9 protein-coding genes are annotated in these 12128 nt (G+C 55.2%); all 9 read right to left on the bottom strand.

The features are described 5' to 3' along the window. Positions 1–57: 57 nt before the first annotated feature. The 9 genes from FYJ78_RS11475 to FYJ78_RS11435 all read right to left on the bottom strand — a co-directional run bounded on the left by FYJ78_RS11475 (position 58) and on the right by FYJ78_RS11435 (position 11937). Positions 58–1023, bottom strand: a complete 966-nt coding sequence (locus FYJ78_RS11475; RefSeq protein ID WP_154621521.1) for a type I phosphomannose isomerase catalytic subunit — start codon at positions 1021–1023, stop codon at positions 58–60. A 102-nt stretch (positions 1024–1125) separates the two neighbouring features. Beyond that, positions 1126–3501 carry a ferrous iron transport protein B gene (feoB, locus tag FYJ78_RS11470; RefSeq protein WP_154621519.1) on the bottom strand — a complete coding sequence of 792 codons (2376 nt, stop codon included), beginning with the start codon at positions 3499–3501 and terminating at the stop codon, positions 1126–1128. A 146-nt stretch (positions 3502–3647) separates the two neighbouring features. Continuing rightward, positions 3648–4454 (bottom strand): hypothetical protein, encoded by an 807-nt coding sequence (locus FYJ78_RS11465; protein WP_154621518.1) that lies wholly within the window; start codon positions 4452–4454, stop codon positions 3648–3650. Positions 4455–4625: 171 nt separating this feature from the next. Next, on the bottom strand, positions 4626–5408 hold the full coding sequence (locus tag FYJ78_RS11460; protein ID WP_154621517.1) for an amino acid ABC transporter ATP-binding protein: 783 nt from the start codon (positions 5406–5408) through the stop codon (positions 4626–4628). Beyond that, complete coding sequence (locus FYJ78_RS11455) at positions 5389–6033, bottom strand: amino acid ABC transporter permease (RefSeq protein ID WP_154621515.1); 645 nt, start codon at positions 6031–6033, stop codon at positions 5389–5391. The genes FYJ78_RS11460 and FYJ78_RS11455 overlap by 20 nt, the downstream gene beginning before the upstream one ends. Positions 6034–6107: 74 nt before the next feature. Further along, positions 6108–7424: an ABC transporter substrate-binding protein gene (locus FYJ78_RS11450; RefSeq protein WP_154621514.1), complete on the bottom strand. Its 1317-nt coding sequence runs from the start codon at positions 7422–7424 to the stop codon at positions 6108–6110. Positions 7425–7428: 4 nt separating this feature from the next. Further along, positions 7429–9036 (bottom strand): response regulator transcription factor, encoded by a 1608-nt coding sequence (locus FYJ78_RS11445; RefSeq protein ID WP_195847960.1) that lies wholly within the window; start codon positions 9034–9036, stop codon positions 7429–7431. Then, positions 9029–10858, bottom strand: a complete 1830-nt coding sequence (locus tag FYJ78_RS11440; RefSeq protein WP_154621512.1) for a sensor histidine kinase — start codon at positions 10856–10858, stop codon at positions 9029–9031. Before FYJ78_RS11440 ends, FYJ78_RS11445 begins: the two co-directional genes overlap by 8 nt. Before the next feature lie 278 nt (positions 10859–11136). Beyond that, positions 11137–11937: an amino acid ABC transporter substrate-binding protein gene (locus FYJ78_RS11435; RefSeq protein WP_154621511.1), complete on the bottom strand. Its 801-nt coding sequence runs from the start codon at positions 11935–11937 to the stop codon at positions 11137–11139. Between the last annotated feature and the right edge of the window lie 191 nt (positions 11938–12128).

Genomic DNA, 12128 nt, shown 5'->3' with positions numbered 1-12128 from the left:
TAACGCCCTGATTTCATTTTATAACCGCGTTCCCCGCAGCAGCCCGTATTCCGTTTTTTAAAGCTTGCTCAGGATAAACTCAGCTGTGCCGGAAAGCTGATATGTTCCGATGCCGGCCGGCAAAAATACCGTACGCCCGATGGAAAGATCCAGCTGATCCTGCCCGCAGCTCAGCTTCATATCGCCCTCCAGAACAGTCAGGCTCTGGAACGACTCAGCTCCGGCCTGAAGCTGGCATACGCCGTCCAGACTGCCGTGATATACCGTGAAATATTCACATTCTGCCAGAAGCTCCGCCCGAAGCCCCGGAATGATATCAATATGCGCCAATGCCTTGTTCCCGCGCGTCGGCGGCTCCAGCTTCGTCACATCCATGGCCTTGCCGACATGCAGTTCGCGCGGCTTGCCGTCCTTCCCGACACGTCCATAGTCATAAATACGGTATGTCGTATTGGAATTCTGCTGAATCTCACAAATGACGATTCCTTCGCCGATCGCATGAAGTGTTCCCGCATCAATAAAGAACACATCGCCCTTGTGTACCGGCACGCGATTGCAGACTTCCAGCAGCGTATTCTCTTCGATGCGCTTTTTAAACTCCTCCCGGGAAATCTTATGATTGAATCCATACAACAGACTGGCGCCCGGCTCACATTCGACGATATACCACATCTCCGTCTTGCCGTACTCGCCCTCAACCCGCATCGCATAATCATTGTCCGGATGAACCTGTACGGAAAGATTCCCCTTGGCATCGATGAGCTTGATCAACAGGGGAAAATACGGAAACGCTTCCGCTCTCGTGCCGAGCACGCTCTTTCCCTGCTTGTCCAGCCAGCTCTCTAGCGTCTGCCCGGCAGCCTCACCATTGGCGATAATGCTTTTTCCGTCCTTATGACAGGACAGTTCCCAGCTCTCGGCCACCTTATTCAGCTCTGTCTTCTTGCCATACTTCGTCTTGAGCCGCGTACCGCCCCAGAGATAGTCCTTTAACGGCGCTTCCAACAGCATAGGATACAACATAATTCATGCCTCCGCTTCAATATATCCATGGATTTCATCTCTTTGCCCGATGCTATTATAACATCCTGCAAAGGCGCCGTCAAAAAGACATATCTTTATCATTCACTGCCAGCCCGCGAGGATGAATAAGCCGTGCATGACATACGCGGCCAGCCAGGCGATGACGCACTGGGTGACGACGGTCGCCCAGGCATTCAGACTGCCGATCTCCCGCCGCACGGTCGCAATGGCTGCCACACATGGAGTATACAGCAGCGTAAAGATCAGAAACACGGTCGCCGTCATCGGCGTAAACATCGCCTTCAGACTTTCCGTATCACCGCCGAGCAAAACCGTCAGCGTAGAGACTACGGTCTCCTTGGCCGCAAATCCGGTGAGCAGCGCCGTGGCCGCCCGCCAGTCCGCAAAACCGAGCGGCGCAAAAAGCGGCGCAGCCAAACGTCCGATAGAAGCCAGCAGACTTTCCTCCGGAGCAGCGGCCACATTCAGATGGCCGTCAAACATTTGCAGGAACCAGATCAAAATCGAGGCGGCAAAGATCACCGTAAAGGCCCGTTCCACAAAGCCCTTGGCCTTATCCCAGATCAGCCGGACGACGCTCTTCGCAGAGGGGAGGCGGTAGTTCGGCAGCTCCATGACGAAGGGAACCGGCTCTCCCCGGAAACGCGTCCGGCGCAGCAACAGCGCAAAGCCGAGGCCCATGATAATCCCGAACCCATACAGAAAGATCATCATCAGCGCCTGATCCTCCCGCGGGAAAAATGCGCCGATCATCAGCGTATATATGGGAAGCTTTGCGCTGCAGCTCATAAACGGCGTAAGCAGGACCGTCATTTTCCGGTCGCGTTCGCTGGACAAAGTCCGCGTCGACATGATGGCGGGAACCGAGCAGCCGAATCCGATCAGCATCGGCACAATGCTTCGCCCCGACAAGCCAATGCGGCGCAGCAGCCGGTCCATGACAAAGGCCACCCGCGCCATATAGCCGGTATCTTCCAGAATCGACAGAAAGAAAAAAAGCGTCACGATCGTAGGCAGAAAGCTGATGACGCTTCCCACGCCGTCGGCCACGCCATGAATGACCAGCGAATGGACGACCGGATTGACATCCGATGCGGTCAGCAAAAAGTCCATTCCCTCCTTGACCGCATCGACTCCCGCCTCCATCCAGTCAGACAGGACCGCGCCAATGCCCGAAAACGTCATGACGAAAATCAGGCCCATGATGGCAAAAAAAGAGGGAATCGCCGTATATTTGCCGGTCAGCAGGCGGTCAATCGCCACACTGCGGCGGTGTTCCCGGCTTTCATGCGGACGCACGAGGGTCTTCCGGCAAAGCATCGTGATAAAGCTGAACCGCATATTAGCCATCGCCGCTTCCGCGTCCATGCCGGCATCCTGCTCCATGATATCCACAATGTGGCCGAACGCCTCGTGCTTTTCCGGCGGGATATGCAGCTTCTCTGCCATGAGATGATCCTTTTCAATCAGCTTGGTCGCGGCAAAACGGGCCGGCATATCCGCCGCTCCGGCTTCCGGCTCGATCATATGGACGGTCGCATGGATCGCCCGATGAACCGCCGCAATCGGATCTCCCTTCTGCCCGCTGTCCCGACAAAAATCGATGCGCGACGGCAGCGTGCGATGCCGGGCAACATGCATGGCATGATCGATCAGCTCGTCCACGCCTTCATTTTTGGCCGCAGCGATCGGTACAACGGGAATGCCCAGTATCGCTTCAAGCTCATTGATGCGCACAGAGCCGCCGTTATCGCGGACCTCGTCCATCATATTCAGCGCCAGTACCATCGGAAGTTCCAGCTCCATAAGCTGCATGGTCAGATAAAGATTGCGTTCCAGATTCATCGCATCAACAATATTGATGATGCCGTCCGGATGCTCCTGCAGCAGAAAATCGCGCGTAACGATCTCCTCGCTGGAATAAGGGGACAGCGAATAAATCCCCGGAAGGTCCGTAACCCTGGCCTCCGGATGCTTGCGAATCTGTCCATCCTTGCGGTCCACGGTCACACCGGGAAAGTTGCCAACATGCTGATTGGAGCCGGTCAGCTGATTGAACAACGTCGTTTTGCCACAGTTCTGATTGCCGATCAGCGCAAAGGAAAGCGCATGACCCCGGGGAATCTGCGCCCCCTTATGCTTATGCGCTTTGGGCGCATGATCCAGTTCGCCGACCCCCGGATGATCGATGTCCGGCAGACGGTTTTCGCGGTACAGCTCCGCCTCCTGCGTATGAACGCCATCGATTTCCACATTTCTGGCTTCTTCCAGACGCAGCGTCAGCTCATAACCCCGAATCTTAATCTGGACGGGATCGCCCATCGGAGCCGTTTTCTGCAGGGTGACCTCCGTGCGCGGCGTCAGCCCCATATCGAGTAAATGATGACGCAGGGCGCCGCTGCCGCTCACTTTCGTGATAAACGCGCCCTGCGCAGGCTTCAATTCATCTAATCTCATAGTCCTACCTCTCTCCTGATGCTCTCGTATCAAGATACCACGTTTCCGGACAAAAGAAAAGCCCCGGGCCGGTTATCCCGCCCGCAGAAAAAAAAGCGGAGAAATCTCCGCCATCTGCCGGACATTTCTCCGCCCGGAATCCGCCTTCAGCGAATCTCCGTCACAACTCCATTTTTTGTATACACATAAACGGGCTTCCCGTTCCGGTTGAACATATACTGCTTGATGTCATCGCCCCCTGCCTGACTCGCATGGACATGATCTGGCCTGCCCATCACGGCCGGGATCCGTTCCTCCGGATCACCGGGGCGAAGCCGCCCGTCGCGTCCTTCCCTCATGGCGCGGTCATGAGACGCCTGATTCTCCGCATCAAGCTTTTCCTGCTTCTCCGCCTCCGCCTTCATAGCCAGCAGGACGCGGCGCACCGGCTGAATCTGATCCGCCAGCGTCCCCTGATAGTCCTCGGGAATCTTTTGGACCATTTCCTGCAATTCCTCATTTTCGGCCACATTCCAGCTGGTCAGATGCCCGTCATAGGCGCTGACCAGCTTCAGAATATCCGCATAAGCGCGCAGCACCTCCGTATCCGGACAGGTATCCGCCATTTTTTCCGCAACCTGCTCCTGACTGAACGGCTTGAGCAGATCTGCCGCTTTCATTACCGTTTCGCGATCCGGTTTGGAAAACGGAACGTCCCGCAGGATATCCACAGCCTGACGGTATCGGTTTTCCAGAACATCGCGAGGGTCGTCATTGAGCTGACTGTTGTACTCGGATACGACCTGTTCTTCCATGACCCGATAGCCATGGATACAGCCAAGAATCACGAGCAAAAGCCCTGCAGCACCGGCAGCCATGGCCAGTCTGTAACGATGGCGGCGCAGCATCACGGCTCCCGCAGCAAAGATCAGCAGCAGACAGAAAATGAATAGTATCGCCACAACGATTGACATGTAAACGTCTCCTTCTTTTTTCCGCCACAAAACTAAACGTCCTCTATTTTATCATCATTATGCAGCCGGGTAAATGGGACAAAAGGCATGAAATCCCTGCGCCATACAAAACGCCGCCAAAGCTGTACCATGCAGCACGGCTTTGGCGGCGAATCAAAAGCATCTTCCGCTTCAAAGCATATTTTGCAAAAAGGACCGGGTGCGCTCTTCCTGCGGGTGGCCGAAAAGAGCAGCCGGCCTGCCCTGCTCCACAATACTGCCGTCCGCCATGAACAGCACATGGCTGGCGGCTTCGCGGGCAAAGCCCATCTCATGCGTCACCACGACCATCGTCATATGCTCCGCGGCCAGTTCCCGCATCGTGCGGAGTACTTCGCCGGTCAGTTCCGGATCGAGCGCCGAGGTAGGCTCGTCAAACAGCATGATATCCGGCTTCATGCACAAAGCCCGCGCGATGGCGACGCGCTGCTGCTGCCCGCCCGACAATTGCGACGGATAATAATCCGCCCGGTCCGAAAGACCAACCTTCTGCAGCAGTTCCCGCGCGTACGGTTCGATTTCTTCGCGCCGCAGCCCCTTGACCATCATCGGCGCTTCCAGCAAATTGCCCAGAACCGTCATATGCGGGAACAAATTGAACTGCTGAAAGACCATGCCCATGGATGACAGCAGCCTGCGCCCCTTTTTCGCCTCCACATAGACGGCCTTTCCGCTGTCGTCCGTTTCCGCCAGCGTCTCTCCCTTGATCTCGATCCGGCCGCTGTCAATCGTTTCCAATTTATTGATGCAGCGCAGCAGCGTACTTTTTCCGGAACCGGACGGACCGATGATCGCCAGCACCTCACCGCGGCGCACCTCAAGATCAATACCCCGGAGGACTTCCAGATCTCCGAAGGACTTATGGATGTCATGCATGCACAGCATGAGCTCTTCCTCATTGTTCATATTTTCCATAATAGGCCTCCAGTTTCTTGAATCCCCAGGTCAATACAAAGGTCATGGACAGATAAAACGCCGCGGCGATGACGAACGGAGTCATGTCAAATTCGCGCTGAACAATGGTGCGCGCCACGCGAAGAAGATCGTTCATCGCGAGAATATAGACCAGCGAGGTGTCCTTGACCAGATTGATGGTTTCATTGCTGACCGGCGGCAGAACCATCCGGAATACCTGCGGCAAAATGATGCGCCGCATAGTCTGCGGGTAACTCATGCCAAGCGTGCGGGCCGCCTCATACTGTCCCTTTGGCACCGACTGGATCCCCGCCCGAAAAATCTCCGCAAAATAAGCGGCATAATTCAAAATAAAGGCCAGCAGCGCCGCGGCGATATCCGGCAGGCGGATGCCGACCATCGGCAGAGCGAAATAAACGAACAGAAGCTGCAGCATCAGCGGCGTGCCCCGCATGATCCAGATATACAATTCCACCAGCCGGCTCAGCAGCCGCAGAGACGACAGACGCCCCAGCGCAGCCAGCATGCCCAGCGGCAATGCCGCCAGCAGCGTAAGAAAAAAGATCTCCAGCGTGATCTCTGAACCATCCAGCATCAGCAGAAAGGTATCCAAAAGCTTTTCCATCAGGCAATCTCCTTTAGTATTGCAAAGCGTTAATATGAGATATTATACACGAAAGCGCGCAGCCTGTAAAGGAATCATTGCCCCGTTTCCCGCTGCTGCCGCCGGTAATCCCGCTCGGCCTTTTCAAAGCGGGCCGCCCATTGATCCAAAAACTCCTGAACGGTGAGCTTGCCCATGAGCACCTGTTCCAGATAACGATCCGATCCATCGACGATCTGCCGATACTCCGGCAGATACATCGGCGGCACATAGAAGCGCATCGCGTCGCTTTCCAGCGCCTGCCGGGCCAGCCGCATATGCGGCGTGCGGGAAACCCAGTCGTCATCCAGCGCCTGCCGGCTCACAGGGATCTGACCGATGCGTTCATTCCACCAGCTCTGCACCTCGGCCGAGCAGAGGAAGCGGACAAAGCGCCAGGCAGCCTCCGGATGCTTTGTCGTCCGAAAGATACTGTAGCCGTCCACATTATTGGCTTCCTGCACGATCGTCCCTTTGCGTGAACGCGGCAGCAGGAGCGGCGCAAACTGCTCCGGCTGCAGCGCGCGTTTGTGACTGCCGTAGGAGCCGAGATTGTGCTGCATCATCGCCGCCGTTCCCGTATCAAAGGCGGCCACCATTTCCTGATAGCCGTTCGTAATATCGCTTGTCGGCGTAAATTGCCGATAAAGGGACAGATACCGTTCGGCAAACGCCACATGAACCGGATCGTTGATCAGGCACCGCCCGTCGGCGCTGAAAAACTGCGTATAGCCCGAATAAGCGAACATCGTCCGCATCAGCTGCAGACCGGCGCCATCCCCGCCGCGCAGCGTATAGCCGTAAATTCCGTGCTCCTTATCCGTCAGTTTATGCACATCAGCGAAAAAACTCTCCCAGTCAGAAGGAGGATCGATCCCCTGCTGCTGAAACCAGTCTGACCGGTACCAGAGAATCTCAAGGCCCATGGTATTCGGCAGCTGATAAAGCCCGCCGTCCGGCGCCAGACGGCGGTTGTCCGCAATAACGGATGGCAGCAGATCATCCTTGGAATCCCATTGCTCAAAATACGGATCCATGTTCAGCAGTACGCCTTTATTGTAAAATTCCGCAATCCAGGCAGACTGCACTCCGCAGACATCTGGCAGCTCATTCGTAGCAATGGCTGTATTGATCTTGAGGCGGGCCACTTTCTTGGGAAGGCCCACATACTGCACCTGAATATCCGGATTTTCCCGTTCAAAACGCTCAATCAGTTCGTGATAATACTCCGTCCGGTCCGCCGCCGCATTCTCATTCCAGAACACGATGGTTGTGCGCCCTCGTCCGGCAGGAACCGAAGCCCTCGGACCATCCTGACCGCAGCCGGCTGCCAGCAGGCAGACGGCCAGCAGAAGGGCTATCATTCGTCTCATCCTATCAGCTCCTGTTCCGGAATTCAAGCGGCGAACTCCCGGTATACTTCTTAAAGCAGGCGCCGAAATATTCGGGGCTGCTGTATCCGGTCCGCTCTGCTACTTCATAGGTTTTCATGTCCGTCGCCCGAAGCATCTCCATCGCCTTGGTCATCCGTATCTGCAAAAGGAATCCCGTAAAGGTGATTTTCTTCTTTTTCTTGAACAGCACCGAAAGATAAATCGGATTCATATGCACATAGCGGCCGATATCCTGCAGGGAAAGCCCGTGCTCCGCATAATGCGCTTCGATATAATCTGTCACCTCATCGATCACATCGCCGCGCTGGCTCGAATTTTCATCGATCATGAACTGCGCGAGGGAGTCGACCAGCGACCGCAGCAGTCCCATGATCTCAGAGACCGTCTGCATGTGATTGATCTCGCTGTAATAATGCGCTTTGTTCGCCGCATGCTTCGCCTGCCACGCCGGCGCCCAGCGGGCCGCCCCCTTGAAGAGTCCCAGCAGCATATCCACAGCGCGCAGGCGGATCTCGCCGAGACTGAGTCGCCGGCTGCAAAGACTTTCCTCCATCACCGTCAGCAGCTGCAGCGCATCATCCACCAGCCCGAGGCGGACCTTTTCCACCAGATTCTCTTCCGGCTTTTCCCCGTCGGCTTCCGCTTCCTCCGGATGCTCTACCTGATTGACCAGCCGGTCGAGATCATCGGTCGTGATGACCGTATCCTTGCCGATCACATGGCGGAACGCCAGCACCGAATGCGCATCATCGAAGGAAGCCGCGATACCGGAAGTCCCGGCCTGCACAGTCCCCAGACCGATCGTCAGCGTGGTCTGCAGCGATGTTCTGACCTGCTGGCAGAATACCATTGCTGCTTTTCTGGCCGTCGCCGAAAGGCCGTCCGGTGAATCCGCCATCAAAAGAACAGCCTGCGCCTCATGCTCAAGAATAAACGCCCCGCCGATCAATCCTTCTTCCTCGATCACCTGATCCAGACAATCCGCCACACGGCGCCGCAGTTCACGATGGCCGCTGCGCGGATGCACCTCTTCCAGATCATAATCATCGATACAGGCGAGCATAGCCAGCGCATAGCTATGATCGATATCCAGTCCCAGATGAGCGGCCTCCCGGATCATCTCGTTTTCCGGACTCGTCCCGGCCAGCAGCTTCTGAAAAAAGCCGCCCTTGAGATATGGACGAGCCGCCTGAAGCTGTTCCCTGCTGCCATGCTCCCTGTCCCAGGCTGCCGCAGCCTTCTTCACCTTGTCGAGCAGAACGCCCCGCTCTACCGGCTTGAGCAGATAATCGACGGCCTGCAGCCCGACAGCAGTTTTCGCATAGCCGAAATCCTCAAACCCGGTCAAAAAGATAAACTTGATGGCCGGATAAAGCTCTCTCGTCCGGCGGGCCAGCTCCAGTCCATCCATAAAGGGCATGCGAATATCGGAAATCACCACCTGCGGCTGCGTTTTCCGGATCAGCTCCAAAGCCTGCTCCCCATCACCGGCTTCCCCAACCAGTTCAAAGCCATGCTCCGCCCAAGGTATCGTTTTCATCAATCCCATCCGGATGATCCGGTCATCATCAACAATCATGATTTTATGCATGTTCCGATTCCTCCAACTTATGCGCCGGCAGCACGACATGAATGCAGGTCCCCATGCCCGGCTCACTTGTGATCTCCAGTCCGGCCGCCTCCCCATAATGCAGGCGCAGCCGCTCGAACACACTGAATACGCCGAAGCCGACATGCGACGTCCTCCGGCGCGTCTCTGCCAGCCCGCGCCGCAGTTCAGCCAGACGTTCTGCCGTCATGCCCATGCCGTCATCCTCGACCGTAAAATGCAGCATGCCATCCTCGATCCAGCCGCGAATGGCGATCTTTCCCTGTCCGCGTTTTTCCTTGACTCCATGATAAATGGCATTTTCGACCAACGGCTGCAAAGTCAGCTTAATGATGCTGTATTGCCCCAGCTCCGGCGGAACGTCGATGGAATAGCGGAATACATCCCCATAGCGCATCTCCTGAATATACAGGTAGTTCCGCGCATGATCGATCTCCTGACTGACCGGAATGATTTCCTGCCCATGCGACAAGCCGATGCGGAAGAAATTCGCCAGCGCCATGATCATCCGGCTGGCATCCTCATTCAGGCCCATATCACACAAGCCCTTGATGGCAAACAGCGTATTATAGAGGAAATGCGGATGCACCTGCATCTGAACCACAGACAGCTCCAGCTCGCGCTGCAGTTCCTGATCCTTCTTGACTTGTGACATCAGGGCGCGCACATGACCCATAAGATCATCCACGCCATGTCCGAGCGCCTCCAGCGCATCGGGCCGCTTATCAGCCTGATCGGGCCGAGCCGGCGTAATGCTGCTGCCCCGCATTGCCTCCATGCGGCTGACCAGCTGCGAAATCGGGCGCATAATATAATGCGCCAGCCAGTTTGTCAGGAATACGGCCAGAACCATCAGAATAATGATCACGACCACCGTCGTATATTTGATATAGACGATCTTTTCCAGCAGGGCATCCTGCCGAAATACCGCCACCAGCTTCCAATGATTGGTTTCCAATGTATCGTAAACGGCAATCAGCCGCACGCCGCCTGCACTCGTAAATTCCACATGACCGGATTCCTCCGTCGAATCCTGCAGATAACGGAGGATCTCCGGCGTAAGCTCCATATCCTTGGGAACCGACTGAAACCGGACCTCTCCATCCGGACCGGTCAGCGTCAGATAGCCGCGTCCGTTCAGAATAGAGCGGGAAAAAATGCGGTCGAAAAACTCCTGACGCAGGCGGAACAACACAATGCCATCCGTTTCGGCATTCCCTTTTCCGATTAACCGGTACACATCGACGCCGGCCGACACAGACGGGCTGCTCCCATCATCCAGAAATGCCTGCCAGTGAATCTCCGCCAGATCTCCCTGCTGCCGCCGGTAATTCCGATATATCCTCGTCACATCCTGATAATCGCCATCGCCGCGGAAGAACGTAAAACCTCCATGGTTCAGATTAATGTAAACCGTATCAATAATCGAGCTGTTGTACAGCCTTACCGTATCCACATGCGACTGCACCTGCAGATAATCCGACGGCGTGATCTGCTCCTGTTTCACCCCCATGAGATGGAGCAGAACCGGATCATCCGCCAAAGCCGTCATTTGCTCCAAAATCGATTGAAACCGGTTATCAATATAAAGTCTGGTCTGATAGACCAGATTTTCCACCTCATGACGCGCGCTTTCTTCCACCTGACGCGCCGCCAAGACATACGAAATCATTCCCGTCAGGAGGATAAAAGCGATAATGACAGGGATATAAAGGCTCAGCATCGTCGAGCGGAAAGAGTACAGAAAATGCCGCATGAAGCCGGCGACCAGACGCCGGTACAGGCTTTGCAGTCCTCGCAGCATAAAGAGATCACTTCCCCTGTTATGGTATCGGTTTTATTTTAGCACATTTCCTCCAAAAAGGCACGGAATAAAGGCAATCAAGGGAGAACAAGAAACAGCAGCCGTTCTGCATCGACCTTTCTTCCGGCGCCGTACCACGGATGAATCGTTCCGCTTCGATCAGATTTGTCCGCAAAAATACCCCGGCCGCCTCCTGAACCAGCGCAGGAGGAAACCGGGGTACACACTGCCAAGCGGAGACAAGGCACGCGTCAGACGCGACCCTGTCATTCACCGGCTTATTTCGTGATGTTTTTGCCGAACCATTTCTCCGAAATCTTCGCCATAGTGCCGTCCTCACGCATATCGTTGAGAACCTTCTGGACTTCGTCGCGGAGCTTCTGATCGTCTTTGCGGAAGGCGATGCCGAACATGCTGATCTCCCCGATGGCGGTATCCACCGCCTCGATCGTATCCGGATGCTTGCTCATATAATAGCGTCCCGTGATCTCATCGCCGACAATGGCATCGACCCGTCCGTTCTCAAGGTCCATAAAAGCCGCCACATAATCCGGATACTTCTTGACTTCCTTAACCTGCTTCTTGAAGAAATCCGATTTGTCCATATATTCCTCTGCCGTACCGGCACTCTGCGTGCCGACGACTTTTCCGGCCAGGCTCTTCTCGTCCGTGATGCCCGTCGTTCCCTTCTTCACAAAAAGGATCTGACGATTGTCCATGTAAGGATCGGAGAACAGCATATTTTCCTTGCGCTTTTCCGTGATATCCAGCCCGTTCCAGAGCACATCCACACGTCCGCTCTTGAGTTCGGCCTCCTTGCTCGACCAGTCGATGGCCTTGAACTCCACTTCCCGTCCCATGCGCTTGGCCGCCTCTTTCGCCAGATCAATATCGAATCCGACGATTTCATTGTTTTCATCCTTGAAGCCCATCGGCGGGAAATTATCGTCCAGACCGACGACAATTTTCCCCTTGTCCGATGAACCCCCATCTTTCACGGCATTGCCGCCGCAGCCGCTCAGAACTGCCGCGGCCATCACAGCAGCCAATCCCATGGCCAGAAATTTTTTCACGTTCATTGTTCCGCTCCCCTTTTCAACTCTTTATCTTGTTAAAGGAATAACATGAAGTTATTATACTGTAATCCTGTAAATGCTGTCAAGCATTATTTCATCAAACCTTATCGCCCTGCAGCCGCAACGATTACAGATTATTTTTCTCAATGGCAGGTTTTTCCGAAGAAAACACGAATAATATAATCAGCGAACAA

The organism is Wylensekiella montiformis (genome assembly GCF_009697385.1).
Lineage (GTDB): Bacteria > Bacillota > Negativicutes > Selenomonadales > Selenomonadaceae > Selenomonas_A > Selenomonas_A montiformis.
This window is presented reverse-complemented; position numbering and strand designations above follow the sequence as displayed.

Excerpts from the sequence above, each read along its gene's own strand:
- FYJ78_RS11475 (WP_154621521.1), bottom strand. The coding sequence starts at position 1,023 with ATGTTGTATCCTATGCTGTTGGAAGCGCCGTTAAAGGACTATCTCTGG.
- feoB (WP_154621519.1), bottom strand. The coding sequence starts at position 3,501 with ATGAGATTAGATGAATTGAAGCCTGCGCAGGGCGCGTTTATCACGAAA.
- FYJ78_RS11465 (WP_154621518.1), bottom strand. The coding sequence starts at position 4,454 with ATGTCAATCGTTGTGGCGATACTATTCATTTTCTGTCTGCTGCTGATC.
- FYJ78_RS11460 (WP_154621517.1), bottom strand. The coding sequence starts at position 5,408 with ATGGAAAATATGAACAATGAGGAAGAGCTCATGCTGTGCATGCATGAC.
- FYJ78_RS11455 (WP_154621515.1), bottom strand. The coding sequence starts at position 6,033 with ATGGAAAAGCTTTTGGATACCTTTCTGCTGATGCTGGATGGTTCAGAG.
- FYJ78_RS11450 (WP_154621514.1), bottom strand. The coding sequence starts at position 7,424 with ATGAGACGAATGATAGCCCTTCTGCTGGCCGTCTGCCTGCTGGCAGCC.
- FYJ78_RS11445 (WP_195847960.1), bottom strand. The coding sequence starts at position 9,036 with ATGCATAAAATCATGATTGTTGATGATGACCGGATCATCCGGATGGGA.
- FYJ78_RS11440 (WP_154621512.1), bottom strand. The coding sequence starts at position 10,858 with ATGCTGCGAGGACTGCAAAGCCTGTACCGGCGTCTGGTCGCCGGCTTC.
- FYJ78_RS11435 (WP_154621511.1), bottom strand. The coding sequence starts at position 11,937 with ATGAACGTGAAAAAATTTCTGGCCATGGGATTGGCTGCTGTGATGGCC.